Below are 25,716 nucleotides of genomic sequence, written 5' to 3'. Positions count from 1 at the left end.
ACGGCCGCTTACTGTAGGAGCGAGCTTGCTCGCGAAAAACCTGAGAGCGCCGTTGGGTGTCAGGCGTCCCGAGTTATCGTTGACGTCCATCGCGAGCAAGCTTGCTCCTACAGAAGCAGGGTGTGCTTTGTTCAGGCGTTGCTAGGTTGGATCCGGCGGCCTATTACGTCCATCAGGTCACAGCCATCGCGTAGAGGAATGGCGAGCAGGCGTGCAAAGTCGTGAAGCACGACGGCGTCACTGCTGATTTCTTCGCGGAAGGCGATATTTTCCAGCAGTTGGGTCACAGCGTTGATGCGGTAAGCGGCAGCCTGGTGGAGTACGTCGAGCGGCGCTTGGGTGTCGATGAGCAGGGAAGGGATGTCGCAATCGTTGCCTGTAAGGGGCATGTATCGATTCATGGTAAAGCCTCGGTCTAATTAATTGAGGCTGTCACCTATCGTCGCCAAACGAATGGGTGACAGCTGTACGCAGGTTGGCGAACCGGGACCGAGTTCCGGCAGACCCGAAGGTCTCCCGCGCACAGCTGCCATAAAGCAGCTTTGCGGGTGCGAAAGTGCCTGCAATCAAGCAGAGCGCTTTCGCATACGGTCAACGGATCGCCAAATCCGATCGCCATGTCGGGCGACCGGCGGACTATAAGCGCTGCCCTTCAACCCATGCAAGGCAATCGTCGACACGCTATCTATTACAGATCTTGTAATAATTTTAGATTGTAAGAAATTCTTATTTCGCCTGTACGATTCAAGTCCTTTTTCCACAACAGGACCTACATGAACACCCTCTCGGAGCCTCCCAGTCGTCTTTCCCCAAGACATGCACTGTCGCCGTTCCCGCTGATCGCCTGCCTTCAGGCCAAGCATCCCGTCTTCCGATTGCCTACCCTTACCCGGTCCCTCGACCGTGCGTTGCCGTGCCCGGCATTCTGAAAAACTTGAAGAGATACTGAAAAATGGAATGGTTAGCGGATCCAACGGCCTGGCTCGGCCTGTTGACTTTGATTGTGCTGGAGCTGGTGCTGGGCATCGACAACCTGGTGTTTATCGCGATCCTGGCGGACAAGCTGCCGCCGGAGCAGCGTGACCGTGCGCGTCTGATCGGTTTGTCCCTGGCATTGCTGATGCGCCTGGGCTTGCTGGCAAGTATTTCCTGGTTGGTGACCCTGACGCAGCCGCTGTTCGAGGTGTTCGACAAGAGTTTCTCGGGCCGTGACTTGATCATGCTGTTTGGTGGTGTGTTCCTGTTGTTCAAGGCCACCATGGAATTGCATGAGCGGCTTGAGGGGCATGTGGCTCAGCGCACTGGCAACGTGGCTTATGCGATGTTCTGGCCGATCGTTGCGCAGATTGTGGTGCTGGATGCGGTGTTCTCCCTCGATGCGGTGATTACCGCCGTGGGCATGGTGGATGAGCTGGCGGTGATGATGATCGCGGTGATCATTTCCATCGGCCTGATGATCGTTGCCAGCAAGCCGCTGACCCGTTTCGTCAACGCCCATCCGACGGTGATCATGCTGTGTCTGGGCTTCCTGATGATGATCGGTTTTGCCCTGACCGCCGAAGGCCTGGGCTTCCACATTCCTAAAGGCTATCTGTATGCGGCCATTGGTTTCTCGATCCTGATTGAGGTGTTCAACCAGATCGCCCGGGCACGCCGCAAGAAGTCGGCACAGGGCACGCTGCCGGTGCGTGAGCGTACGGCCCATGCGGTGATGCGTTTGCTCGGCGGGCGTAACCTGGCGGTGGAAGAGGTCGGTGACGAGGTCGCCGACCTGCTGGATAACCCCGATGCCAACGGCGGGCCGCTGTTCGACCGGCGTGAACGCGTGATGATCAGTGGCGTGCTGCAACTGGCTGAACGTCCGATCCGCACGCTGATGACGCCTCGGGCGAAGGTGGACTATATTGATCTGTCGGACGATCCCGACACTATCCGCCTTAAACTGATGCATTCGTCTTACTCGCGACTGCCCTTGATCCGCAACGGTGCTGTCGACGAGCCATTGGGTTTCGTGCACAAGAAGGAGTTGCTAAAGGAATACCTGGGCGGAAACGAGCCAAATCTGGAGCACTTGGCGCGCCGGGCGATCAACCTGCTGGAGAGTTTTTCGATCCTCAATGCCTTGGAGCAGATGCGCCAGGAATCCACCCACATTGCCTTCGTGATCAACGAATTCGGCGACTTTATCGGGGTGTTGAGCATGACCGACATTCTTGAGTCCATCGCCGGTGAGTTGCCGGATGCGAGTGAAGTCGAAGGGCCGGATATCGTTGAGGAGGAGGGTGGCTTCCGGGTCAATGGTGCCTTGAACCTTAACCTGATCAGTCAGCGCACCGGCTTCAAGGCGGTGGCGACGGAGGATTACCAGACTCTGGCCGGTATGGTGATGAGCCTGCTGGATCGCCTGCCGGTGGTGGGCGACAGCCTGGAGCATGAAGGCTGGCGCCTGACCGTGGCGGCGGTGGAAGAGCGGCGGGTCACGCAGGTATTGCTGGCGCCGCTTTAGCTGGATAGCATCGCCGCTCACTGAACCGTTAAGTAAGGGTTGCCCGAATGACTTTGGACGTGCTTAAGATTTCTGCATTTTGTGACGGTAACCAGGGCGGTAACCCGGCAGGCGTATGGATCGGTGACAACCTGCCGGAAGCCGCAGAAATGCAGCGTATCGCCCACGAAGTCGGGTTTTCGGAAACCGTATTCGCCTGCCCGCAGGATGACGGCTGGCGTGTGCGCTACTTCGCGCCGGAGTCCGAAGTCGCGTTTTGCGGGCACGCCACCATCGCGCTCGGCGCGGCCTTGAGCCTGGCGCTGGGCGACGGTGAATTCCACCTGACCTTGAACAACGGCGATATTTCCGTCAGTGGCCGCAGCGAAGGCGACCTGATCGAAGCCGCGCTGCAATCCCCGCCAACCCGTAGCGCACCGGCCAACGATGCGCTGGTGGACGCGGGCCTGACGTTGTTCGGCTACACCCGCAATGACCTGGACCCCAGCATTCCGCCGGCGATCGTCCATGCTGGTCTCTCCCACCTGGTGCTGGCCCTCGACAGCCGCGCCAAGCTCAGCCAGATGCACTATGAACTGGAGGCCGGTCGCCGCTACATGACCGACGCCGGTTTGGGCACCGTGGTGCTGGTGTTTGCCGAAAGCCCGACACTGTTCCACACCCGCAACCCGTTTGCGGTGGGCGGTGTGTACGAAGACCCGGCTACAGGCTCCGCGACGGCCGCATTTGCCGGCTATCTGCGGGATCTGGGCTGGCCGCACAACGGGTGCATCAACATCATTCAAGGCGAGGACATGGGCAGCCGCTCGCGTTTGCAGGCGCAGATCACCGATGAGAAGGGTGCCTCGATTCGTGTTTCCGGCACGGCGCGGTTGATGTTGGAGGACTGATTCTGGTCTCGGCGAACGTCTTCCTCAGAGTTTTTTCGTCGAAGCCCTTCAGCTTATTGATCATCTTGCCATTCTGAAAAACCAGGAGGGTGGGAGTGCCGGTAACCTCGGGGTGTCTCGGGGTTTGGGCTGTATCGAGCACCAGGCTTTTCACGGTGCGACCGTATTTCCTGGCAAAGCGTTCAAACAGTGGCCCGGCTTCCCCACAGGCCGGGCAATGCTGCGAAACAAACAGCATGAACACCGTTTCATGCGACTTCAGTACCTGCTGATACGCCTCGGCATCGGCAATCACCGCCGTTGCAATTCCCATAATGATCTCCTTGGCAAAAGGGCATGGCCCACGCTAAGCCCGGCGATCAAAACGGTCTACTGTCAAAACTAACAGGTACCCACCTCCAAGCAGTCTAACCGGCCATTGTGGCGAGGGAGCTTGCTCCCGCTGGGCTGCGCAGCAGCCCCAAGGCTTTCAGCGCTCCGCCCGCTCCCGAGCCTTCTTCGCCAGCCCCACGCACTGCTTGTAATCCCCGTTCTCCTTGGCGTCCTTGGCCCGGCGATAACCGTGATGGTTTTGACTCATATAGTCGGTCGCAAACGCCGCCTTCAGCTTGGCCAACTCGGCCTTGCATTCACGACGGTCATCCTTGGCGAACACAGTGCTGGCAAACACCAGCGACAACAACATAAGGACAAGGCTGATCTTCATCTGAACGCATTCCTTGGGGAGGGCCGATCATCTGCCAAGCCTAGCCCAGCCACAGGATTCTTCCATCCAGCACCGCACCGCTTTCGTGCCCGGTAACGAACCGCACCCGCACCCAAATGTGGCCTGTCACCTCGCCGTGTAGCCAACGGTAGCAACCTGATTTCAACAGATGGCCCAGCGCCTCATCGCCGATACAAATTTATCCCGTTGATTTAAAAAGAAATTAATCCCGCAATATTTTTCTGTTACCGCGTATGGCACACTTTCTGCTGTCTATTCCGTTGTTACATACTAAGTTCCGGTATAGCGGAATACACAACCCCTGGAGTGCTTGTCATGCATCACCGACCTTCCGTGTTCAAAGCGTGTGTTTTTCTCTTCGCCGCATCGGCTTCCCTCGCAGCAGCAGTGCAAGCGGCGGACAGCAAGCTCGATACAGTGCTCAAGCGTGGGCACCTGATCGTGGGTACAGGCAGTACCAATGCGCCGTGGCACTTCCAGGGAGCGGATGGCAAGTTGCAAGGTTTTGATATCGACATCGGCCACATCGTGGCCAAAGGGTTGTTCAACGACCCGAGCAAAGTCGAATACGTGGTGCAGTCCTCCGACGCTCGAATTCCCAACCTGCTGACTGACAAGGTCGACATGAGCTGCCAGTTCATCACCGTCACCGCCAGCCGCGCGCAGCAAGTGGCCTTCACCCTGCCGTACTACCGCGAAGGCGTGGGCCTGCTGCTGCCAGCCAACAGCAAGTACAAGGAAATTGAAGACCTGCAAGCCGCCGGCGACAGCGTCACCGTGGCCGTGCTGCAGAACGTCTACGCCGAAGAACTGGTGCACCAGGCCTTGCCTAAAGCCAAGGTCGACCAGTACGACAGCGTCGACCTGATGTACCAGGCCGTGAACTCCGGGCGTGCCGACACCGCCGCCACCGACCAGTCCTCGGTCAAGTACCTGATGGTGCAAAACCCGGGCCGCTACCGCAGCCCGAGCTACGCCTGGAGCCCGCAAACCTACGCGTGCGCCGTCAAGCGTGGCGACCAGGACTGGCTGAACTTCGTCAACACCGCGCTGCATGAAGCCATGACCGGCGTGGAGTTCCCGATGTACAAGGCCTCGTTCAAGCAATGGTTCGGTGTGGATCTGCCAGAGCCTGCAATCGGTTTCCCGGTTGAGTTCAAGTAATCCGTAAACACTGGGGCGTCGCTGACGGCGCCCCAATCAGGTACTGCTGACCATGAACTATCAGTTGAACTTTGCCGCTGTGTGGCGCGACTTCCCCAGCTTGCTGGCGGGGCTCGGCCTCGGCCTTGAACTGGCACTACTGTCCATCGCCATCGGTTGCGTGATCGGCCTGTTGATGGCGTTTGCCATGCTGTCCAAACACCGTGCGCTGCGCATCGGGGCCTCGGTGTATGTGACGGTGATCCGTAACACCCCGATCCTGGTGCTGATCCTGTTGATCTACTTCGCCTTGCCCAGCCTGGGGATCCGGCTGGACAAGATCCCCTCGTTCATCATCACCCTGTCGCTGTACGCCGGTGCCTACCTGACCGAAGTATTCCGCGCCGGCCTCTTGAACATTCCCAAGGGGTTGCGTGAAGCGGGCCTGGCCATCGGCCTGGGCGAATGGCGTATTCGCGCGTACATCACCGTGCCGGTGATGCTGCGCAACGTGCTGCCGGCGCTGTCGAACAACTTCATCTCGCTGTTCAAGGACACCTCCCTGGCGGCCGCGATCGCGGTGCCGGAGCTGACCTATTACGCCCGCAAGATCAACGTCGAAAGCTACCGGGTGATTGAAACCTGGATGGTCACGACCGCGCTCTACGTGGCTGCCTGTTACCTCATCGCCATGCTGCTCCGTTACCTGGAACAGCGTTTGGCGATTCGCCGCTAAGGAGCGCCCATGTACGAATCCCCCAGCTGGCTGCATGAGTTGTGGATCGCCCGGGAAACCCTCTGGGCGGGGTTCCAGACCAGCGTCTACTGCTCGGCCCTGGCCATTATCTTCGGCACTCTGATCGGCATCGTCGCCGGCTTGGTGCTGACCTACGGCAAATTCTGGATGCGTGCGCCGTTTCGCCTGTACGTCGACCTGATCCGCGGTACACCGGTGTTTGTGCTGGTATTGGCATGCTTCTACATGCTGCCGGCACTGGGTTGGCAGATCACTGCGTTCCAGGCCGGCGCCGTGGGCTTGACGCTGTTCTGCGGCTCTCACGTTTCGGAAATCGTGCGCGGTGCGTTGCAAGCGATTCCCAAGGGGCAACTGGAAGCCGGCAAGGCCATCGGCCTGACGTTCTATCAATCCCTCGGCTACGTGCTGTTGCCCCAGGCCCTGCGGCAGATCCTGCCGACCTGGGTCAATTCGTCCACGGAAATCGTCAAGGCGTCCACCTTGCTGTCGGTGATCGGCGTGGCTGAATTGCTGCTCAGTACCCAACAGGTCATCGCCCGGACCTTCATGACCCTGGAGTTCTACCTGTTCGCAGGCTTTATGTTTTTTGTCATCAACTACGCCATCGAATTGTTGGGGCGTTACATTGAAAAGCGGGTGGCGTTGCCATGAACCAACTCTCAAAAGAAAGCCAGCCACTCCTGAACATTAGCGGCCTGCGTAAACAGTACGGCCCGGTGGAAGTACTCAAGGGCGTCGACCTGAGCATGCAGCGCGGCAACGTCGTAACGTTGATCGGCTCCAGCGGCTCGGGCAAGACCACGCTGCTGCGCTGCGTCAACCTGTTGGAAGAGTTCCAGGGCGGCCAGATCACCCTCGACGGTGAATCCATCGGCTACAGCGACGTCGGCGGCAAGCGGGTGCGCCACCCGGAGCGCGTGATTTCCCAGCACCGCGCGATGACCGGCATGGCATTCCAGCAGTTCAACCTGTTCCCGCACCTGACCGCCTTGCAGAACGTCACCCTGGGCCTGCTAAAGGTCAAGAAGATGGGCAAGGACGAGGCGGTGGCGCTGGCGGAAAAATGGCTGGACCGTGTCGGCCTGCTGGAGCGCCGCAATCACTTTCCGGGCCAGTTGTCGGGCGGCCAGCAACAGCGCGTGGCGATTGCCCGGGCGATTGCGATGAACCCGAGCCTGATGCTGTTCGACGAAGTTACCTCGGCCCTGGACCCGGAACTGGTGGGCGAAGTGCTCAGCGTGATCAAAGGTTTGGCGGAAGAGGGCATGACCATGTTGCTGGTCACCCACGAAATGCGGTTTGCCTATGAAGTCTCGGACAAGATCGTCTTCATGAACCAGGGCCGCATTGAAGAACAAGGGCCGCCGAAAGACATTTTCGAACGCCCGCAATCGCCGCGACTGGCGGAATTTCTCAAGAACATTCGTTTTTAAATCATCACTTCAGGAGAACCATTATGAGCATTACTCGTTACGGCACCGGCGCCACGGCCGGCGGCGGCCAGCCTCGTCCTTTCGCCCGCGCGGTGGAAGCGGATGGCTGGTTGTACGTGTCGGGCCAGGTGCCGGCGGTGGACGGTGAAATCATCACCGGCGGCATCGTCGAGCAGACGCACCAGACCATGCGCAACGTAGTAGCGATTCTCGAAGAAGCCGGCTACGCCCTTGAAGACGTGGTGCGCGTGGGTGTATGGCTGGAAGACCCACGGGACTTCTGGAGCTTCAACAAAGTGTTCGGCGAATACTTCAACCCGGAACATGCCCCGGCGCGGGCGTGTGTGCAGGCGAACATGATGGTCGATTGCAAGGTTGAGATTGATTGCGTGGCCTACAAGAAAAAAGGCTAAATGATCGACCGCAACTTGCAGTGATGAAACTCGTTTGTGGCGAGGGAGCTTGCTCCCGCTGGGCTGCGTAGCGGCCCCAAAAAAAGGGAGCGCTTCGCACTCCAGCGGGAGCAAGCTCCCTCGCCACAGAGGACGCATCTGCTGCAATTTTAAGCCTTTGACGGGACCCGAAACTGCCATGACCGAAGACACCATCAAACGCCGCGCCAAAGGCCTCGACCGGGCGTTCGATATCCTCGATTTCCTCAAGGAAATCGGCCAACCCCTGCGCCCGAATGATATCGCCAGCGGCATCGGCAGCCCCAAATCCACGGTCTACGAACTGGTGGCCTCGCTGCTGGAACGGCGCATCCTCGAAACCGTCGGCAAGGACGGTCACGTCTACCTCGGCCGTCAGCTGTACTTCCTCGGCCAGGCCCACCTGCGCCATTTCGACCTGACCCGCGAAGCCGACCACGCCCTGCAGGAAATCGTCAGCCAGACCCACGAAACCGCCCAGATGTGCCTGCTCAATGGCCGCAAATACACCGTGGCCCTGATGCGCGAAGGCGAGCGGCATTTCCGCATTTCCTCAGACATCGGTGAGAACGCGCCCATCCCCTGGACCGCCTCCGGCCGCCTGCTGCTGGGCCACCTGAGCGACCAGCAAATCATCGACCTGATCGACAACGACGACTTCATCCTCCCGGACGGTCAGCGCCTGCCTCTGGAAACCTTCCTTGGGCAAATCCGCCAGGCCACCCTCGACGGATTCTTCTCCTTCGACAGCGTCGCCGACACCTTTACCCATTGCTTTGCCGCCCCGGTTCGGGACGCCCAAGGCATCAGCATTGCGACCCTGTGCATCGTCGCCCCACGGGCCGATGCCATCAAAAACTACAACGACTATCGCCGGGTGCTGATCGACAGCGCGAACAACCTGGCCCGTCGCATCAACGAATAGGAAACCCTTATGTCTGCCTTCAATGCCGTTGAAAAAGGTGCCGCCCCGGTCGGTGCGCACCTGGTCCGTGACGTCAGCCTGCCGGCCCTGGTGCTGCACCGCGATGCCCTGGAGCACAACATCCGCTGGATGCAGGATTTCGTCAGCAACAGCGGCGCGCAACTGGCGCCCCACGGCAAGACCAGCATGATGCCGGCGTTGTTCCAGCGGCAGATCGAGCAGGGCGCCTGGGGCATCACCCTGGCCAACGCCGTGCAGACCCGCGCTGCGTACGCCGGTGGGGTTCGCCGGGTGTTGATGGCCAACCAACTGGTGGGCGCGCCGAACATGGCGCTGATCGCCGACCTGCTGGCCGACCCTGAATTCGACTTCCACTGCATGGTCGACCACCCGGACAATGTGGCCGACCTGGGGTTGTTCTTTGCCGCCCGCGGCTTGCGCCTGAACGTGATGATCGAATACGGCGTGGTCGGCGGCCGTTGCGGTTGCCGCACCGAACAGCAGGTGCTCGACCTGGCCAAGGCAATCAAGGCCCAGCCGGCGCTCGCCCTCACCGGCATCGAAGGTTACGAAGGAGTGATCCACGGCGAGCACGCCATCAGTGGCATCCGCGAATTCGCCGCCTCCCTGGTACGCCTTGCCGTCGACCTGCAAAACAGCGGCGCCTTTGACCTTGGCAAGCCGATCATCACCGCCTCGGGTTCCGCCTGGTACGACCTGATCGCCGAATCCTTCGAAGCCCAGAACGCCGCTGGCCGCTTCCTCAGCGTATTGCGCCCGGGTAGCTACGTGGCTCACGACCATGGCATCTACAAAGAAGCGCAGTGCTGCGTACTCGACCGTCGCAGCGACCTCAACGAAGGCCTGCGCCCGGCGCTGGAAGTCTGGGCCCACGTGCAGTCGCTGCCGGAGCCAGGCTTCGCGGTGATCGCCCTGGGCAAGCGCGACGTTGCCTACGACGCCGGCCTGCCGGTGCCGCTCAAGCGCTACAAGGCGGGCGTGCTTCCGGCCGAGGGTGATGATGTGACCGCGTGCAAGGTCACCGCCGTGATGGACCAGCATGCGTTCATGGTCGTCGCGCCAGGGGTTGAGTTGCGCATTGGCGACATCATCTCCTTCGGCACTTCCCATCCGTGCCTGACCTTCGACAAGTGGCAAGTGGGTAATTTGGTGGATGAGCAGTTGCAGGTGATCGAAAGCCTGCATACCTGCTTCTAGACCTAATCGTGCCCTTCGCGAGCAAGCCCGCTCCCACATTCGACCGAGTTCCTTCAGTTGAAATGCAATCAAATGTGGGAGCGGGCTTGCTCGCGAAGAGGCCCTCCAGTACATCGAGAGACCCCTTGGCATGAACACACAACCGCGCATCGCCTTCATCGGCGAATGCATGATCGAACTGCAACACCGCGCCGACGGCAGCCTGCAACAAAGCTTCGGCGGCGACACCCTGAACGCCGCCGTCTACCTGCGCCGCGAACTGGGTGAACCCAGCACCGTCGACTACGTCACCGCCCTGGGCGATGACAGCTTCAGCGACGCCATGTGCAAGCACTGGGCCGAAGAAGGCCTGGGCCTGAGCATGGTCCAACGCCTGCCTGATCGCCTGCCGGGGTTGTACTGCATCCAGACCGATGCCAACGGCGAGCGAAAATTCCTCTACTGGCGCAACGAAGCCGCCGTGCGCGACTGCTTTACCACGCCGGCGGCCGAGCCGATCCTGGCGGCGCTGCCGGCATACGACGTGGTGTATTTCAGCGGCATCACCCTGGCGGTATTGGGCGAAGTCGGCCGTGCACGCCTGCTGGAAACCCTGGTCGAAACCCGCCAGCGCGGTGGCAAGGTGGTGTTCGACAACAACTACCGGCCGCGCTTGTGGGCCAGCGTGGAAGCTGCGCGCACGGCGTATCACCGGGTATTGGCCGAGGTGGATATTGCCTTGCTGACCGAGGATGACGAGCGCGCATTGTTTGGTTATGAGGACAGCGAGCAGGTGTTTGCGGCGTATCCGGGCATTGCCGAGGTGGTGCTGAAACGTGGCGCGGATGCGTGTTTGATTCGCTGTGAAGGCGAGCGATTCGACGTGCCGGCGTTGGTGGTGGAGAAGGTGGTCGATACGACTGCGGCGGGGGACTCGTTCAGTGCGGCTTACCTGGCCAGTCGGCTCAAGGGCGGCTCGCCGCAGGAAGCAGCCTTGGCCGGGCATCGGCTGGCGAGCCGGGTGATTCAGGTGCCGGGTGCACTCATTCCCCGAGACTAACGCTATCTATTGTGGCGAGGGAGCTTGCTCCCGCTGGAGTGCGAAGCGCTCCCGGCTTTTTTGGGGCCGCTACGCAGCCCAGCGGGAGCAAGCTCCCTCGCCACAAAAAAGCCATCAATCCCGGTAAAACACCTGCACCAAGTGATACCCAAACTTGCTCTTGATCGGCCCATGAACCACCTTCACGGGCTTCTTGAAGATCACCGCATCAATCACCCCCACCATCTGCCCCGGCCGCACTTCACCCAAATCACCGCCGCGCTTGGCAGAAGGGCAGGTGGAGTACTTCTTGGCCAACACGTCAAACGCTTCGCCCTTGGCAATACGCTGCTTGAGCTGTTCGGCTTCTTCACTGGTTTTCACCAGAATGTGACGGGCTTGGGCTTTCATTGATCGGTCCTGATGTGAAACGGCGCGCGATTATGCCTGAAGTCAGGCCTCTGAGCTGATCATGCTACGGATTTTGTTAGCCAGCAGATCGATCGAAAACGGCTTGGCTACCATGTCCATGCCTGCCTCCAGGAACCCCTGGCGCTCGGCGGCTTTCTCGGCATATCCGGTCATGAACAATACCTTGAGCTCCGGCCGGTGTTGCCGGGCGATTTCTGCCAGTTGCCTGCCGTTCATCCCCGGCAAGCCCACATCGGTCACCAGCAAATCCACCCGCAGGTCGGACTCCAGCAGCGGCAACGCCGCCCGTGCATCCGCCGCCTGGTGCGCGGTGTAACCCAGCTCATCCAGCACATTCACCACCAGCATCCGCACCGCCGGGTCGTCCTCGACCACCACCACAGCTTCGCCTTCCAGCGCTACCGGGGCTTCGCCCTGACTGGCGGGCACCGTCCTTTCCAGCGCGGTGCCATGCAGGCGCGGCAAGTACAGGCGCACGCAAGTGCCCTGGCCCGGCTCGCTCTGAATGGTCACGTGGCCGCCGGACTGCTGGGCAAACCCATAGATCATCGACAAGCCAAGGCCGGTGCCCTGGCCGATGGGCTTGGTGGTGAAGAACGGGTCGAAGGCCTTGGCGAGGATTTTCGCGGTCATGCCGGCGCCGTTATCGCTCACGCCGAGCATCACATAATCGCCGGCCTTGACCGGCTCCAGGGTGGTGATGTCGGTGCCGTCGAGGTAACTGTTGGCGGTCTCGATGCACAATTGACCGCCGTCGGGCATGGCATCCCGGGCATTGATCACCAGGTTGAGCAGGGCGTTTTCCAACTGGCTGGCGTCGGTGTTCACCGGCCAGATGTCGGTGCCCAGTTGCACCTTGAGTTCGATGTGCGCGCCCTTGGTGCGGCGGAACAGGTCTTCCAGGGACGCCACCAACTGATTCGGATCTACCGGCTTGGGGTCCAGGGATTGGCGGCGTGAGAACGCCAGCAGGCGGTGGGTCAGCGCAGCGGCACGATGGGCCGAGGACACGGCGGCGTCGGTGAAGCGGCCGATCTCGTCGCTGCGTCCGGCAGCGATGTAGCGTTGCATCAGGTCCAGGCTGCCGATGATCCCGGTGAGCATGTTGTTGAAGTCATGGGCGATGCCGCCGGTGAGTTGGCCGACCGCTTCCATCTTCTGGGCATGGCGCAGGGCGTCTTCGGCGCGCTCGCGCTCGAACATCTCGTTTTGCAGGCGCTGGTTGGCTTCGGCCAGGGCCTGGGTGCGTTGGTTGACGCGCTCTTCGAGGTTTTCGTTGAGGTGACGCAGGGCTTCTTCGGTCAGTTTGCGCTCGGTCTCGTCGATCACAAAAATGTAGAAACCGTTGACTGAACCGTCAGCGCTGAAACGCGGCAGGTACTTCATCAGCGCGTGGCGGGGGCGGCCGTCATGGTGTGGCGTGACGGTGACAAAACTGCAGGCCTTGCCCTTGAGCGCCGCCTCGATCTTGTCGACGCGCCCGGCATAGATTTCGTCGCCCACGACTTCGCGGATGGTCTTGCCGTACAGCTCCTGCGGGGTCATGCCGTACCAGTCCAGGTAGGCGCTGTTGTTCAGGCGAAAGCGCTGCTCGTGGTCGACATAGCCAATCAGCACCGGCATGGCGTTGATGATTAGTTGCAGCTCGGTCTGGCTTTGGCGCAGGGCCTGTTCGGTGTGCTTGCGTTCGGTCAGGTCGAGGGCGGCACCGAGAAACCGTGCCGGTCGGCCATGATGGTCCTTGTAGCAACGGCCCCGGGCAAACACCCAGCGCACTTCGCCGTCGGCTTGCAGCAGGCGATATTCCTCGGCGTATTCGGTGCCGTGGGTGATGCAATGCTTGATGCTGCGGGCCACCATGCCACGGTCTTCGGGGTGCACGCCTTGCAGGTAGTCGCTGATGGGCAGCAGGCCGGCATCGCAGGGATCAACCCCGTGCAGTTGGGCGAAATGTGCGTCGGCGATAAACCGGTCTTCGCCAATGTCCCAGTCCCAGGTGCCCACGGCGTCGGTGGCGGCCAGGGCCAGTTGCAGGCGCTGCTCGGTGTTGCGCTGGGCCTTGAGGCTGTTTTCGGTGCGCTGCTGGAGTTCCAGGGCGATGCGCCGGCGCTCGTTGGTTTCGATGGCGGTGATCAGGATCCCGGCGACCTCACCGCGCTCATCGCGAATCGGGCTGTAGGTCAGGTCCAGCCAGATCTCGGTGTCGCGGTGGTTGCGTTGCAGCACAAAACGCTGCTCGGTGAACGTGCGCACCTGGCCCGCGAAGACGGCGCTGTAGATCGGATCGGTAAACGGCTTCAGTTCCGGCCAGATCAAGTCGGCAGGCTGGCCGAAGGCGCCAGGGTGCTTGTTGCCGGCCAGCAGGGCGAAGCCGTCGTTGTAGATCTGAGTGAGTTCGGCGCCCCACAGCAACAGCATCGGCATGGGTGAATGGATCACGATGTCGACGGCTGTACGGAGGCTTTGCGGCCAATCAATGGCGTCACCGAGAGGGCTTCGTGCCCAGTCCAGCCGCGCAATCAGTGCCGCGGCCTCGCTGCCGGTGGGTGATACGTTCATGTAAATGCCCTGCGCGTAACGCTTGAATAATGACAAAAGCCGATTATCCCGCGAGGAGAGATCGGCTTTCCACCCTCGAAAAATAGCATGCTTGAGGGTTTTGTCTTCAAATGAGTGCTTAAGCGCTAAAACGTTTCATCTTTCTGCCAGCTCCGGGCGATCACGAAACTGCTCCAGGGCTTCGGGGTTGGCCAGGGCGTCGGTGTTCTTCACCACTTCGCCATGCACCACGTTGCGCACCGCCAGTTCGACGATCTTGCCGCTGATGGTGCGCGGGATGTCCGTCACCGCCAGAATCTTCGCCGGCACATGGCGCGGTGTGGTGTTGGCGCGTATCACCTCGCGGATCTGTTGCTTCAGGGCGTCATCCAGTTCGACGCCGTCGTTGAGCCGCACAAACAGCACCACCCGCACGTCATCCTGCCAGCGTTGGCCGATGGCCAGGCTTTCCAGCACCTGCGGCACTTTTTCCACCTGACGATAAATCTCTGCGGTGCCGATGCGCACGCCGCCGGGGTTGAGCACGGCGTCTGAACGGCCATGAATCAGCAGGCTGCCATTGGGGCGTTGTTCGGCGTAGTCACCCTGGGCCCATACACCGGGAAACTGGCTGAAATACGAAGCCCGCAGTTTTTCCTGGTGCGGGTCATTCCACAAGCCGATAGGCATCGCCGGGAAGTGCCGGGTGCACACCAGTTCGCCTTTTTCGCCTACCAGCGGGCGGCCCCGGTCGTCCCAGACTTCGATGGCCATCGCCAGGCTCTTGCACTGCATCTCGCCACGCCGCACCGGCAGCACCGGGTTGCCGATCACGAAGCAGGAGACGATATCGGTACCGCCAGACATCGACGACAGGCACAGCTCGGACTTGATCTCGCGGTACACGTAGTCGTAGCTCTGTGGCGACAGCGGCGAGCCGGTGGAGATCAAGCCCTTGAGGCTGCTCAGGTCATGGCTCAGCCGCGGTTGCAGCCCGGCCTTTTCCAGGGTGGCGAGGAACTTCGGGCTGGTGCCGAACACGCTGATTTTTTCCTGGTCGATCAGGTCCATCAGGCGTTCCGGCCCCGGGTGAAACGGTGAGCCGTCATACAGCACCGCCGTGGCGCCGATGGCCAGCACCGACACCAGCCAGTTCCACATCATCCAGCCGCAGGTGGTGTAGTAGAACAGGCAGTCATCCCGGGACAGGTCGGCGTGCAGGCCGTGTTCCTTGAGGTGGGTGAGCAACACGCCGCCGGTGCCGTGGATGATGCACTTGGGCACGCCGGTGGTGCCGCTGGAATAGAGGATGTACAGCGGATGATCGAAGGGCACGGCGACGAAATCGGGTTCGCCGCCGGGGGTGTACAAGTCGTCCCAGAGTGCAACGTTGGCCCGGGTCTGATAATCCTCGGGACGCGCTTGCGGGCGGGCGTACGGCACGATGATCAGCTGTTGCAGGGACGGCAGCCGCTCGAGGATTTCATTGAGCTTGCTGCTTTGGTCGATGACCTTGCCGGCGTAGCGATAACCGGCGCAGGTGATCAGCACCTTGGGTTCGATCTGGCCGAAGCGGTCGATCACGCCCTGGGTGCCGAAGTCGGGCGAGGAGCATGACCAGATCGCGCCGAGGCTGGTGGTGGCGAGCATGCCCACCAGAGTTTGCCAGGTATTGGGCATGCACGCTGCGACCCGGTCACCTACGCCCACACCAGCCGCCCGCAGGCTGCGTTGCAGGCCGGCGACGTGGTGGGCCAGTTCGGCGTAGGTCAGTTGTTCGCGCTGGCCGTCTTCGCTGATGGCGACCACGGCGGGATGATCGTCGCGACGGCGCAGCAGGTGCTCGGCAAAATTCAGAGTGGCTCCGGGAAACCACTGGGCGCTGGGCATCTCGGCGTCTTCGATCAGTACCGCGCTGGGTGGCGTGCGGAACTGCACCTCGAAAAACTCGACAATGGACTGCCAGAAATCCGGGCGCTGGTCGATGCTCCACTGGTGCAGGGCCGGGTAGTCGCTGATCTGCAAGGCATGGCGATCATTGATGAAGCGCCGGAACTGATCCATCCGGGTGTTGTGGATGCGTTCGGGGGAGGGTTGCCAGAGTATTTCGGACATAAGGAAATCTCTTTTTTATTATCTGATCTATCAAGCGACACCGTTCAAAATGTGGGAGCGGGCTTGCTCGCGAATACGGTGGGTCAGTTCCAGATGTGTTAACTGATACACCGCATTCGCGAGCAAGCCCGCTCCCACATTTGATCTCCGGTGTCTTGGGAATCGTCGTTTACTGCGCCAGCCAGCCGCCGTCGATATTCCACGCCGCGCCCCGCACCTGGCTGCCGGCTTCGCTGCACAGGAACAGCACCAGTTCCCCCAATTGCGGCGGCGTCACAAACTCCAGGGACGGCTGCTTCTCCGCCAGCAAATCCTGCTGCGCCTGCTGTGGGTCAACCCCGGTGGCGATGCGATCATCAATCTGTTTCTGTACCAGCGGCGTCAACACCCAGCCCGGGCAGATGGCGTTGCAGGTGACATTGCTCTGGGCGGTTTCCAGGCCCACCACCTTGGTCAGCCCGATCACCCCATGCTTGGCAGCCACATAAGCCGCCTTGCCCACCGAACCCACCAGCCCATGCACCGAGGCAATGTTGACGATCCGCCCCCAGCCCTTGGCCTTCATGCCCGGCAGGCTCAACCGCGTGCTGTGGAACACCGACGACAGGTTGATCGCAATGATCGAGTCCCAGCGCTCCACCGGAAACTCGTCCACCGGCGCCACATGCTGAATCCCGGCGTTGTTCACCAGGATGTCGATGCCGCCAAACTCGCGCTCCGCGTAGGCGATCATCTCGGCGATCTGTGCCGGGTCGCTGACATCCGCCGGGTGATGCCCCACCTTGCCACCGAAGGCCTGCACCTGGGCGATCACCGCGCTGGCGTCGCCGAAGCCGTTGAGGATCAGGTTGGCGCCGGCTTTGGCCAGGCTCAGGGAGATGCCCAAGCCGATGCCGCTGGTGGAACCGGTGACCAGGGCGGTCTTGCCGTTCAATGTCGTCATATCAACCTCACACAATGCCGGTGGCGTAGAAAGTACCAATCACCACGAACACCGCGAGGGTCTTGATGATCGTGATGCCGAAAATATCTTTATAGGCTTCGCGGTGGGTCAGCCCGGTGACCGCCAGCAGCGTGATCACGGCGCCGTTGTGGGGCAGGGTGTCCATGCCGCCACTGGCCATGGCCGCGACCCGGTGCAGTACTTCAAGGGGGATATTGGCCGCATGGGCCGCTGAAATAAAGCTCTCCGACATGGCCGCCAGCGCAATGCTCATGCCGCCCGAGGCGGAACCGGTGATACCGGCCAGCAGGGTCACGGTAATCGCTTCGTTGACCAGCGGGTTTGGAATGCCCTTGAGCCAGTCCGCCAGCACCAGGAAGCCCGGCAGCGAGGCGATCACCGCACCAAAACCGTATTCCGAAGCGGTGTTCATCGCCGCCAGCAGTGCACCGCTGACTGCGCTCTTGCTGCCTTCGGCGAGCTTGCTGCGAATCGCCGAGAAGCCGAACACCAGCACCACGATGATCCCCACCAGCAACGCTGCCTGCACCGCCCAGATCGCCGTGAGCTTGGCGACTTCGGTCTGCACCGGCACGCTCATGCCCGGCAGGCTGAGGGTGTGGGTCTTGCCGTACCACAGCGGAATCCAGTGAGTGAACAGCAGGTTCATGATGCCCACCAGCAGCAGCGGCGACAGCGCGATCCACGGGTTCGGCAGCTTGATGTCTTCGGCGGTTTCCGGCTCGTTGCGCAGGTTGGTGCCATAGCCTTCACCCGCACGCTGGGCCTTGTTGCGCTGGCGGGCCAGGTACAGCATGCCGACGCAGAACACGAAGATGGTGCCGATCAGCCCCAGCCACGGTGCGGCCCAGGCGGTGGTGTTGAAGAAGGTACTGGGGATGATGTTCTGGATCTGCGGCGTGCCGGGCAGGGCGTCCATGGTGAACGAGAACGCGCCGAGGGCGATGGTCGCCGGCAGCAAGCGCTTGGGAATATCGCTCTGGCGGAACATCTCGGCGGCAAACGGGTACACCGCGAACACCACCACAAACAGCGACACGCCGCCGTAAGTCAGCAGGGCGCACACCAGCACGATCACCAGCATTGCCTGGCGGGTGCCGAGCAACCGGATCGCGGCGGCGACGATGGAGCGCGAGAAGCCGGAGATTTCAATCAGCTTGCCGAACACCGCGCCGAGCAGGAATACCGGGAAATACAGTTTGAGGAAGCCGACCATCTTCTCCATGAACACCCCCGTGAAGGCGGGAGCGACGGCGGAAGGGTCAGTGAGCAGCACAGCGCCGAGGGCGGCGATGGGGGCGAACAGGATGACGCTGTAGCCACGGTAGGCGGCCAGCATCAGCAGCGCCAGGGCTGCGAGGGCAATGATCACACTCATGGTGTGTCTCCATCTGATTGTTATTTTTGTGGGGTGAGGCGGTGGGGAAGGGCTATAGCGAGATGTGTGCCAAGTGGTTAACTTGTTGAAATATATAAATATTCTATTTGGTTTAAATCAATTTTGCTGCGTTGTTCTCATTATTGAGACTGGCATTGGCCCCTTGTAGGAGCGAGCTTGCTCGCGAAGGTGGGTAACGATGACGCTGGTATCCTGAATAAGCGCGGCGCCTTCAGGTTTTTCGCGAGCAAGCTCGCTCCTACAGAGGGTTGTCTTTATTTTAGGAATTTAGTCTCTGTTTGGAGACTAGGCGATGCCCAGCGCGACCATCTTCTTGTACAAAGTCGACCGGCCAAGCCCCAGCCGCTTCGCCGCCTCCACCACATTCCCCTCACACGCCTTCAACGCCGCCCCAATCACCTGCCGGTCAAACCGTTCCCTGGCCGCGCTGAAACTCTCGCCCTCAACGGTCTCTACCGAGCTGTGCTCTACCGGACTGAACGTACCAATTGCCGCGCGAATTTCACTGGCATCCAGCACCAGGTCATCACTCAACAACGCCGCCCGCTCCAGCACATTGCGCAGCTCGCGGATATTCCCCGGCCACGCATGCTGCGCCAACAACGCCAAGGCCTCGCGGTCCAGTTCATGCTGGCTGCGCAATTCCTCCAGAATCGCCTCACTCAACGCCGGCAAATCATCCAGCCGCGCACGCAACGGCGGCACCTGGATCGGCAGCACATTCAGGCGGTAATACAGGTCCGCGCGGAACTCTCCGCGCTTGATCGCCGCTTCCAGATCCATGGAGGTGGCGGCAATCACCCGCACATCACTGTGGATCATCTCATTGGAGCCCACCGGCTCGAACTCTTTCTCCTGCAACACCCGCAGCAATTTGCTTTGCAGCGGCAGGGGCATGTCGCCGATCTCATCGAGAAACAGCGTGCCGCCCTGGGCAATCTGCAACTTGCCGGGGCGGCCCTTGCGGTCTGCGCCGGTAAACGCGCCCGGTGCCGTGCCAAAGAATTCGGCTTCCAGCAAATCATGGGGAATCGCCGCGCTGTTGATGCTCACAAAGGCTTTGTGCGCCCGAGGCGATGCACCGTGAATCGCCTGGGCCAGCAACTCCTTGCCGGTCCCGGTTTCCCCCAGCAGCAACACCGGGGACTCCGCACTCGCACTGCGCCGGGCGCGGCGTTTGACTTCCAGGCTGGCCGCGCTGGTGCCGATAAAGTGCGCGAAGTTGTACTTGCTCTGCCGCGACCTTAGCAGCGACCGAGTGGAAGCCAATTCCTGCTGCATGCTCAGGTAGCGTTCGATCAGCGGCGACAGGTTGCGCAATTCATCAAACAGCGCAAACCCGATCGCACCGATCACCTTGCCCGCGTCGTCATGGATCGGCAGGCGCATCACCACCAGCGGGCCTTTGGGCGTGTCCTGGATATCCAGCAGAATCGGCTGGTCGTTGCGTACCACCTGGCGCAGCAGGCTGTTGGAAATCACCTGCTCGCACGGTTGGCCGATGGCTTCGTCGGCACTTTTCAGGCCGAAGCGCTTGGCGTAACGCTCGTTCATCCAGACGATATTCGCGTCACCGTCGACAATCACTGTGCCTTCGCTGGACTGCTCGATGATCTCGAACAACGACTGGATCGCCAGGCCACGAACGTATTGGTAATCCTTGAGGCTGCCGGTGGTGTTCATGGATGCGCCGCCGCGAGGAGTTCCTGGGTGTAGGGATGTTGAGGCGCGGCAAACACTTCATCGCTCGGCCCGCGCTCCACCACCTTGCCGTCCTTGATTACGATCATGTCGTGGGCCAGGGCCCGCACCACCGCCAGGTCATGGCTGATAAACAGGTAGGTCAGGCCGTACTTTTCCTGCAACTCAAGCAGCAGGGCGACCACTTGTTTCTGCACGGTACGGTCCAGCGCCGAGGTGGGTTCATCCAGCAGGATCAGCGCCGGTTTGAGTACCAAAGCCCGGGCGATGGCGATGCGTTGGCGCTGGCCGCCGGAGAATTCGTGGGGGTAGCGATGGCGGCTGGCCGGGTCCAGGCCGACATCTTCCAGCACGCGGATCACTTGCGCTTCGCGGTCCTTGAGGCTGCACGGGGCGTGCACTTCGAGGCCTTCGCTGATGATCTGCGCCACCGACATCCTCGGGCTGAGGCTGCCGAACGGGTCCTGGAACACCACCTGCATCTGCTTGCGCCACGGCTGCATCTGCTTTTGCGTCAGGCCGTCGAGGGCCTCGCCCTGGAAGCGAATCGCGCCGCTGGAATCCAGCAGCCGCAGAATCGCCTGGCCCAGGGTGGATTTGCCCGAGCCGGACTCGCCGACAATCCCTAGCGTCTTGCCGCGCTGCACCGTCAGGCTGATGCCGTCCACCGCTTGCAGGTACTGCTTGCGCCGGAACAATCCGCCGCCCAGCGGGAACTGCACGCTCAGGTTATCCACCTGCAGCACGGTCTCCCGCGCCTCGTGATTCAAGACGATGCCTGCCGGTTCAGCATCCAGCAGCAGGCGGCTGTAAGGGTGCTTGGGGGCGCAGAACAGGGTTTCGCAATCCGCCTGTTCGACAATTTCCCCTGCCTTCATCACGCACACCCGCTGGGCAATGCTGCGCACCAGGTTGAGGTCGTGGCTGATCAGCAGCAGCGACATGCCCAGCCGTTGTTGCAGGGACTTGAGCAGCAGCAGGATCTTGCGCTGCACCGTCACATCCAGCGCGGTGGTCGGTTCGTCGGCGATCAACAGTTCCGGCTCACAGGCCAGGGCCATGGCGATCATCACCCGCTGGCGCTGGCCGCCGGAGAGTTGATGGGGGTAGGCCTTGAGGCGTTCCCGGGGTTTCTGGATGCCCACCAGTTCCAGCAATTCAAGGATCCGCGCCTGGGCTTGCTTGCCGCCCAGGCCCTTGTGCAACAGCAGGGTTTCGCCGATCTGCTTCTCGATGCTGTGCAGCGGATTCAGGGAGGTCATCGGCTCCTGGAAGATCATCGCGATCCGGTTGCCCCGCAGTTTTTGCAGGGTGGCGGGCGAGGCGCCGAGCAGTTCCTGGCCGCGATAACGCACCGAACCGGTGGTTTCGGTGCCGGCCTCGGGCAGCAGTTGCAGGATCGAATGGGCGGTCACCGACTTGCCCGAACCCGACTCGCCCACCAGCGCCAGGCACTCGCCGGGGCGCACGTCCAGGCACAGCTTGCGCACCACGGTCTGGCCGTTGAAGGCGACACTCAGGTCGCGAATCTCGATCAGGTTTTCAGTCATCTCAACGGCCTTCATGAGCGTGGGTCGAAGGCGTCACGCAACGCCTCGCCGATAAACACCAGCAACGACAGAATCAGCGCCAGGGTGAAAAACGCGGTCAGCCCCAGCCATGGCGCTTGCAGGTTTTGCTTGCCCTGGGCGATCAGCTCGCCCAGTGACGCGCTGCCGGCGGGCATGCCGAATCCGAGGAAATCCAGGGCACTCAAGGTAGAAATCGCTCCGGTCAAAATGAACGGCAAATAGCTCAATGTGGCGGTCATTGCGTTTGGCAGGATATGCCGGCGGATGATCTTGCCGTCCCCCAAGCCCAGTGCCCGCGCGGCCTTGACGTACTCCAGGTTGCGCCCCCGCAGGAACTCGGCGCGCACCACGTCTACGAGGGCCAGCCACGAAAACAGCGCCATGATCCCCAGCAACCACCAGAAATTCGGCTCGACAAACCCCGACAGAATGATCAGCAAGTAGAGCACCGGCAGGCCGGACCACACTTCCAATATTCGTTGCCCAAGCAAATCGACCCAACCACCGTAGTATCCCTGCAAGGCCCCGGCGGCGATGCCGATGGCGGCGCTGATGGCGGTGAGGGCCAGGGCAAACAGGATCGACACCCGTGCGCCGAAGATCACCCGTGCCAGTACGTCGCGGGATTGGTCGTCGGTGCCCAGCCAGTTCACGCCCGATGGCGGGCTGGGGGCAGGGCGGGTCAGTTCATAGTTGGGCGTGTCGTCGCTGAACGGGATCGGCGGGAACAGCATCCAGCCGCCGTCCTTCTTGATCAGGTTCTGCACGTACTCACTGCGGTAATCCGCCTGGAATGGCAGTTGCCCGCCGAACTCCTGCTCGGTGTAACGCTTGAACACCGGGAAATACAGTTCGTCCTGGTAGCTGAGCACCAAAGGTTTGTCATTGGCGATCAACTCGCCGCCGAGGGTCAGGATAAACAGGCCGATAAACAGCCACAGCGACCACCAGCCGCGACGGTTTTTCTTGAAGCGTTCAAAGCGCCGACGGGCCACGGGAGAGAGCTTGAGCATCAGGCGTTCCTCGCGGCGAAGTCGATACGCGGGTCCACCAGGGTGTAGCAAAGGTCACCGATGAGTTTTATCAAGAGGCCAAACAGCGTGAAGATAAACAGCGAGCCGAACACCACCGGATAGTCCCGTGAAACCGCTGCTTCGTAGCTCATGCGGCCCAGGCCGTCGAGGGAGAAAATTACCTCGATCAGCAGCGATCCTGCAAAGAACACCGCGATAAACGCCTGGGGAATCCCCGAAATCACCAACAGCATGGCATTGCGGAACACATGCCCGTAAAGAACCCGGCGTTCACTCAAGCCTTTGGCCCGGGCGGTGACCACGTACTGGCGGGTGATTTCATTGAGGAACGAGTTTTTGGTGAGGATGGTCAAGGTGGCAAAGCCGCCGATCACCAGGGCGCTGACCGGCAACACCAGGTGCCAGAAGTAATCGGCGATCTTGCCGACGGTGCTCAATTGGTCGAAATTTTCCGAGACCAGCCCGCGCACCGGGAACCAGTTCAACGAGGTGCCACCGGCGAAGACCACGATCAGGAACATCGCAAACAGGAACGCCGGCATTGCATAGCCAATGACGATCGCGGTGCTGCTCCACACATCAAAGCTGCTGCCATGGCGCACCGCCTTGCGAATCCCCAGCGGGATCGACACCAGGTAGGTGATCAAGGTAGCCCACAGACCGAGGGAAATGGTCACCGGCATCTTTTCCAGGATCAGGTCGGTCACGCTTTTGCCACGGAAGAAACTGTTGCCGAAGTCCAGCTGGGCGTAGCTCTTGAGCATTAGCCACAGGCGTTCCGGCGCGGGTTTGTCGAAGCCGTATTGTTTTTCGATGTCCTTGATCAGCTTCGGGTCCAGGCCACGGCTGGCCCGTGAGCCGCTGCTGAGGCTTTCGGCAGACGAACCGCCGACGCCACCGCCGCCGATACCTTGCAGGTGGGCGATGGCCTGTTCCACCGGCCCACCGGGCGCGGCCTGCACGATAACGAAGTTCACCAGCAGGATAATCACCAGGGTGGGAATGATCAGCAGCAAGCGCCGCACGATATAAGCAAACATCAGCGGGCTCCCGGGCGTTTGGTCAGTTCGGCTTTCATCTGTTCATTGGTCAGTGGCGTGGGGCTGATTTCCCACCAGGTTTCCAAGGCCTCATCGGTTTTGGCCTCCACGGCCGGGCGGCCGAAGCGGTTCCACCACGCGGCGGAGGTGCCCGGCGGGTAGTAGTTGGGAATCCACAGGTAATTCCATTGCAGCACGCGGTCCAGGGCGTGGGCATAACTGAGCATCTGCGCCTGGGTGTTGGCCTTGACCAGACCGTTGATCAGGCTGTCGACGGCCGGGTCTTTCAGCACCATGTAGTTGTTGGCGCCGGTATCAAACGCGGCGGCGGAACCGAAGTAGTTGTACAGCTCCATCCCCGGCGAGGTGGTGACCGGGAAGCCGGTGACGATCATGTCGTAGTCCCGGGCCATCAGGCGGTTGACGTATTGCGAGGAGTCGATACGGCGGATATTGAGGGTGATGCCGATCTGCGCGAGGTTGCGTTTGTACGGCAACAGCAAGCGCTCAAGGCCGTTCTGGGCATTGAGGAAGGTGAATTCCAGCGGCTCGCCCTCGGCATTCACCAGCTTGTCGCCGTTGGGTTTCCAGCCAGCCTGCTCCAGCAGCGCCAGGGCTTGCAGTTGCTTGTCGCGGATCATCCCGCTGCCGTCGGTGGTCGGCGCCTTGAATATTTGGGTGAACACTTCGTCGGGAATCTGCCCGCGCAGGGGTTCCAGAATCGCCAGCTCCTGGGCGTCCGGCAGTTGGGTCGCCGCCAGCGGGCTGTTGGAGAAGAAGCTCTGCTGGCGGATGTACATGTTGCGCATCATCTGCCGGTTAGCCCATTCGAAGTCCCACAACATGGCCAGGGCCTGGCGCACGCGGCGGTCCTTGAACATCGGCTTTTGCACGTTGAACACATAGCCCTGGGCCGGTTGCGGCGCCTCTTTGGCCAGGTGCGCGCGCTGCAGGCGACCATCGTCGAGGGCCGGGCCGTTGTAGCCGATGGAGTAGCCGGTGGCGGAGAATTCGCGGTTGAAGTCGTAGGCACCGCCCCGCAGGACCTGGCGCGCCACTTCGGTGTCGCCGAAATATTCCAGGCTCAGGTGATCGAAGTTGTACAGGCCGCGGCTGATGGGCAGGTCTTTGCCCCACCAGTTCGGGTCGCGCTTGAAGGTGATGGTGTTGCCGGCATCGACCTTGCTGATGGTGTACGGGCCGCTGCCCAAGGGAATCTCGTAGCCGCCGCCGTCGGCGAAGTTGCGGGTTTTCCACCAATGTTCGGGGAATACCGGCAGGGTGGCGACATCCAGGGGCAGGGTGCGGTTTTCGTTGCTGGAGAAATCGAAGCGCACCTGGCGCGGGCCTTCGACTTCGACGTGTTTGACGTCGGCGAACAGCGTGCGGTAGCGCAGGCTGCCTTGGGTCATCAGCAGGTCGAAGGTGTAGCGCACGTCTTCGGCGGTGATCGGCTGGCCATCGGCGAAGCGCGCCTTGGGGTTCAGGTAAAAACGCAGGGACAGACCGTCGTCCGACCGCTCCATTTTTTCCGCCACCAGGCCGTAGACCGTGTAGGGCTCATCCAGGGAGCGCTGGGCCAGGGGCGAATACAGCCAACCGTCGACCTGGCTGACGCCGATGCCTTTGTCTCCATAGGGCAGTACATGGTCGTAGCGCCCGATTTCGATCGCCGAACGCCGCAAGCTGCCGCCCTTGGGGGCATTGGGGTTGGCGTAGTCGAAATGGGTGAAGCCGGGTTGGTATTTGGCCGGTTCGCCGTATACGGTCAGCGCCGACTGCGGCGCGGCGATCACGGCGGTGCTGGCCAGCAATAGGGCCAGGGTGGAGCAAAACAGGGTAGAAAAAGCGACTCGCATTATCAGCCTTGGGCG

At 61.3% G+C, this 25,716-nt stretch carries 22 protein-coding genes and 2 pseudogenes; 10 read left to right on the top strand and 14 right to left on the bottom strand.

Features of this window, described 5'->3' with window-relative positions; translation table 11 throughout:
• Positions 1 to 9: 9 nt before the first annotated feature.
• Both AU074_RS34920 and AU074_RS20840 read right to left on the bottom strand, forming a co-directional pair.
• A pseudogene (locus tag AU074_RS34920) lies at positions 10 to 90 on the bottom strand (outer membrane lipoprotein carrier protein LolA); the annotation flags it as partial.
• A gap of 41 nt (positions 91 to 131) precedes the next feature.
• Positions 132 to 389, bottom strand: coding sequence for a hypothetical protein (locus tag AU074_RS20840; protein ID WP_076016326.1), 258 nt, complete (start codon positions 387 to 389; stop codon positions 132 to 134).
• Between the two features lie 563 nt (positions 390 to 952).
• On the opposite strand from AU074_RS20840, the gene AU074_RS20835 reads away from it, so the two are divergent.
• Together AU074_RS20835 and AU074_RS20830 are read left to right on the top strand one after the other, a co-directional pair.
• Complete coding sequence (locus tag AU074_RS20835; RefSeq protein ID WP_076016325.1) at positions 953 to 2,506, top strand: TerC family protein; 1,554 nt, start codon at positions 953 to 955, stop codon at positions 2,504 to 2,506.
• 47 nt (positions 2,507 to 2,553) lie between these two features.
• On the top strand, positions 2,554 to 3,396 hold the full coding sequence (locus AU074_RS20830; protein ID WP_076016324.1) for a PhzF family phenazine biosynthesis protein: 843 nt from the start codon (positions 2,554 to 2,556) through the stop codon (positions 3,394 to 3,396).
• Here the strand turns inward: AU074_RS20830 and AU074_RS20825 are convergent.
• Positions 3,332 to 3,709: a co-chaperone YbbN gene (locus AU074_RS20825; RefSeq protein ID WP_076016323.1), complete on the bottom strand. Its 378-nt coding sequence runs from the start codon at positions 3,707 to 3,709 to the stop codon at positions 3,332 to 3,334. The two genes, AU074_RS20830 and AU074_RS20825, sit on opposite strands and share 65 nt — an antisense overlap.
• 156 nt (positions 3,710 to 3,865) lie before the next feature.
• Positions 3,866 to 4,102, bottom strand: coding sequence for a hypothetical protein (locus AU074_RS20820; RefSeq protein WP_076016322.1), 237 nt, complete (start codon positions 4,100 to 4,102; stop codon positions 3,866 to 3,868).
• Between the two features lie 336 nt (positions 4,103 to 4,438).
• Between AU074_RS20820 and AU074_RS20815 the strand changes: the two genes are divergently transcribed.
• The 8 genes from AU074_RS20815 (at position 4,439) to AU074_RS20780 (ending at position 11,069) form a co-directional block, all read left to right on the top strand.
• Positions 4,439 to 5,287 carry a transporter substrate-binding domain-containing protein gene (locus tag AU074_RS20815; protein WP_076016321.1) on the top strand — a complete coding sequence of 283 codons (849 nt, stop codon included), beginning with the start codon at positions 4,439 to 4,441 and terminating at the stop codon, positions 5,285 to 5,287.
• Positions 5,288 to 5,339: 52 nt separating this feature from the next.
• The gene (locus AU074_RS20810) at positions 5,340 to 6,002 is read left to right on the top strand and encodes an amino acid ABC transporter permease (RefSeq protein ID WP_076016320.1); all 663 of its coding nucleotides are present in this window, start codon (positions 5,340 to 5,342) and stop codon (positions 6,000 to 6,002) included.
• Positions 6,003 to 6,011: 9 nt separating this feature from the next.
• The gene (locus AU074_RS20805) at positions 6,012 to 6,674 is read left to right on the top strand and encodes an amino acid ABC transporter permease (protein WP_003207996.1); all 663 of its coding nucleotides are present in this window, start codon (positions 6,012 to 6,014) and stop codon (positions 6,672 to 6,674) included.
• The gene (locus AU074_RS20800) at positions 6,671 to 7,456 is read left to right on the top strand and encodes an amino acid ABC transporter ATP-binding protein (protein WP_076016319.1); all 786 of its coding nucleotides are present in this window, start codon (positions 6,671 to 6,673) and stop codon (positions 7,454 to 7,456) included. Before AU074_RS20805 ends, AU074_RS20800 begins: the two co-directional genes overlap by 4 nt.
• 23 nt (positions 7,457 to 7,479) lie before the next feature.
• Positions 7,480 to 7,869, top strand: a complete 390-nt coding sequence (locus tag AU074_RS20795) for a RidA family protein (protein ID WP_003208000.1) — start codon at positions 7,480 to 7,482, stop codon at positions 7,867 to 7,869.
• A gap of 178 nt (positions 7,870 to 8,047) precedes the next feature.
• Entirely contained in the window at positions 8,048 to 8,812 is a 765-nt protein-coding gene (locus AU074_RS20790) for an IclR family transcriptional regulator (RefSeq protein ID WP_076016318.1), read from the top strand.
• Positions 8,813 to 8,821: 9 nt separating this feature from the next.
• Entirely contained in the window at positions 8,822 to 10,030 is a 1,209-nt protein-coding gene (locus tag AU074_RS20785) for an amino acid deaminase (protein ID WP_076016317.1), read from the top strand.
• 130 nt (positions 10,031 to 10,160) lie between these two features.
• On the top strand, positions 10,161 to 11,069 hold the full coding sequence (locus AU074_RS20780) for a sugar kinase (RefSeq protein ID WP_076016316.1): 909 nt from the start codon (positions 10,161 to 10,163) through the stop codon (positions 11,067 to 11,069).
• Between the two features lie 114 nt (positions 11,070 to 11,183).
• Here AU074_RS20780 and AU074_RS20775 read toward each other — a convergent pair.
• From AU074_RS20775 to AU074_RS20730, 10 genes and pseudogenes are all read right to left on the bottom strand, one after another.
• Positions 11,184 to 11,474 (bottom strand): annotated as a pseudogene (locus AU074_RS20775) (peptidylprolyl isomerase); the annotation flags it as partial.
• 27 nt (positions 11,475 to 11,501) lie between these two features.
• Positions 11,502 to 14,039 carry a PAS domain-containing protein gene (locus tag AU074_RS20770; RefSeq protein WP_076016439.1) on the bottom strand — a complete coding sequence of 846 codons (2,538 nt, stop codon included), beginning with the start codon at positions 14,037 to 14,039 and terminating at the stop codon, positions 11,502 to 11,504.
• Positions 14,040 to 14,174: 135 nt separating this feature from the next.
• Positions 14,175 to 16,133, bottom strand: coding sequence for an acetoacetate--CoA ligase (locus AU074_RS20765; protein ID WP_076016315.1), 1,959 nt, complete (start codon positions 16,131 to 16,133; stop codon positions 14,175 to 14,177).
• Between the two features lie 169 nt (positions 16,134 to 16,302).
• Positions 16,303 to 17,076, bottom strand: coding sequence for a 3-hydroxybutyrate dehydrogenase (locus AU074_RS20760; protein ID WP_076016314.1), 774 nt, complete (start codon positions 17,074 to 17,076; stop codon positions 16,303 to 16,305).
• A gap of 7 nt (positions 17,077 to 17,083) precedes the next feature.
• Positions 17,084 to 18,475: a GntP family permease gene (locus tag AU074_RS20755; RefSeq protein WP_076016313.1), complete on the bottom strand. Its 1,392-nt coding sequence runs from the start codon at positions 18,473 to 18,475 to the stop codon at positions 17,084 to 17,086.
• A gap of 306 nt (positions 18,476 to 18,781) precedes the next feature.
• The gene (locus AU074_RS20750) at positions 18,782 to 20,179 is read right to left on the bottom strand and encodes a sigma-54-dependent Fis family transcriptional regulator (protein WP_076016312.1); all 1,398 of its coding nucleotides are present in this window, start codon (positions 20,177 to 20,179) and stop codon (positions 18,782 to 18,784) included.
• The gene (locus AU074_RS20745) at positions 20,176 to 21,747 is read right to left on the bottom strand and encodes an ABC transporter ATP-binding protein (RefSeq protein ID WP_076016311.1); all 1,572 of its coding nucleotides are present in this window, start codon (positions 21,745 to 21,747) and stop codon (positions 20,176 to 20,178) included. Before AU074_RS20745 ends, AU074_RS20750 begins: the two co-directional genes overlap by 4 nt.
• A gap of 11 nt (positions 21,748 to 21,758) precedes the next feature.
• Entirely contained in the window at positions 21,759 to 22,781 is a 1,023-nt protein-coding gene (locus tag AU074_RS20740; RefSeq protein WP_076016310.1) for an ABC transporter permease, read from the bottom strand.
• The gene (locus AU074_RS20735) at positions 22,781 to 23,842 is read right to left on the bottom strand and encodes a microcin C ABC transporter permease YejB (RefSeq protein ID WP_003208021.1); all 1,062 of its coding nucleotides are present in this window, start codon (positions 23,840 to 23,842) and stop codon (positions 22,781 to 22,783) included. The genes AU074_RS20740 and AU074_RS20735 overlap by 1 nt, the downstream gene beginning before the upstream one ends.
• Positions 23,842 to 25,701, bottom strand: a complete 1,860-nt coding sequence (locus AU074_RS20730; RefSeq protein WP_076016309.1) for an extracellular solute-binding protein — start codon at positions 25,699 to 25,701, stop codon at positions 23,842 to 23,844. Before AU074_RS20730 ends, AU074_RS20735 begins: the two co-directional genes overlap by 1 nt.
• Positions 25,702 to 25,716 lie beyond the last annotated feature (15 nt).

The sequence above is a fragment of the Pseudomonas sp. ATCC PTA-122608 genome (assembly GCF_001952855.1).
Taxonomy (GTDB): Bacteria; Pseudomonadota; Gammaproteobacteria; order Pseudomonadales; family Pseudomonadaceae; genus Aquipseudomonas.
The sequence above is the reverse complement of the archived record's forward strand: the minus strand, read 5'-3'. Positions and strand labels throughout refer to the sequence as shown.

Bases quoted from the DNA above. Each gene is read 5' to 3' on its own strand.
- AU074_RS20840 (WP_076016326.1), bottom strand. From the start codon at position 389: ATGCCCCTTACAGGCAACGATTGCGACATCCCTTCCCTGCTCATCGAC.
- AU074_RS20835 (WP_076016325.1), top strand. From the start codon at position 953: ATGGAATGGTTAGCGGATCCAACGGCCTGGCTCGGCCTGTTGACTTTG.
- AU074_RS20830 (WP_076016324.1), top strand. From the start codon at position 2,554: ATGACTTTGGACGTGCTTAAGATTTCTGCATTTTGTGACGGTAACCAG.
- AU074_RS20825 (WP_076016323.1), bottom strand. From the start codon at position 3,709: ATGGGAATTGCAACGGCGGTGATTGCCGATGCCGAGGCGTATCAGCAG.
- AU074_RS20820 (WP_076016322.1), bottom strand. From the start codon at position 4,102: ATGAAGATCAGCCTTGTCCTTATGTTGTTGTCGCTGGTGTTTGCCAGC.
- AU074_RS20815 (WP_076016321.1), top strand. From the start codon at position 4,439: ATGCATCACCGACCTTCCGTGTTCAAAGCGTGTGTTTTTCTCTTCGCC.
- AU074_RS20810 (WP_076016320.1), top strand. From the start codon at position 5,340: ATGAACTATCAGTTGAACTTTGCCGCTGTGTGGCGCGACTTCCCCAGC.
- AU074_RS20805 (WP_003207996.1), top strand. From the start codon at position 6,012: ATGTACGAATCCCCCAGCTGGCTGCATGAGTTGTGGATCGCCCGGGAA.
- AU074_RS20800 (WP_076016319.1), top strand. From the start codon at position 6,671: ATGAACCAACTCTCAAAAGAAAGCCAGCCACTCCTGAACATTAGCGGC.
- AU074_RS20795 (WP_003208000.1), top strand. From the start codon at position 7,480: ATGAGCATTACTCGTTACGGCACCGGCGCCACGGCCGGCGGCGGCCAG.
- AU074_RS20790 (WP_076016318.1), top strand. From the start codon at position 8,048: ATGACCGAAGACACCATCAAACGCCGCGCCAAAGGCCTCGACCGGGCG.
- AU074_RS20785 (WP_076016317.1), top strand. From the start codon at position 8,822: ATGTCTGCCTTCAATGCCGTTGAAAAAGGTGCCGCCCCGGTCGGTGCG.
- AU074_RS20780 (WP_076016316.1), top strand. From the start codon at position 10,161: ATGAACACACAACCGCGCATCGCCTTCATCGGCGAATGCATGATCGAA.
- AU074_RS20770 (WP_076016439.1), bottom strand. From the start codon at position 14,039: ATGAACGTATCACCCACCGGCAGCGAGGCCGCGGCACTGATTGCGCGG.
- AU074_RS20765 (WP_076016315.1), bottom strand. From the start codon at position 16,133: ATGTCCGAAATACTCTGGCAACCCTCCCCCGAACGCATCCACAACACC.
- AU074_RS20760 (WP_076016314.1), bottom strand. From the start codon at position 17,076: ATGACGACATTGAACGGCAAGACCGCCCTGGTCACCGGTTCCACCAGC.
- AU074_RS20755 (WP_076016313.1), bottom strand. From the start codon at position 18,475: ATGAGTGTGATCATTGCCCTCGCAGCCCTGGCGCTGCTGATGCTGGCC.
- AU074_RS20750 (WP_076016312.1), bottom strand. From the start codon at position 20,179: ATGAACACCACCGGCAGCCTCAAGGATTACCAATACGTTCGTGGCCTG.
- AU074_RS20745 (WP_076016311.1), bottom strand. From the start codon at position 21,747: ATGACTGAAAACCTGATCGAGATTCGCGACCTGAGTGTCGCCTTCAAC.
- AU074_RS20740 (WP_076016310.1), bottom strand. From the start codon at position 22,781: ATGCTCAAGCTCTCTCCCGTGGCCCGTCGGCGCTTTGAACGCTTCAAG.
- AU074_RS20735 (WP_003208021.1), bottom strand. From the start codon at position 23,842: ATGTTTGCTTATATCGTGCGGCGCTTGCTGCTGATCATTCCCACCCTG.
- AU074_RS20730 (WP_076016309.1), bottom strand. From the start codon at position 25,701: ATGCGAGTCGCTTTTTCTACCCTGTTTTGCTCCACCCTGGCCCTATTG.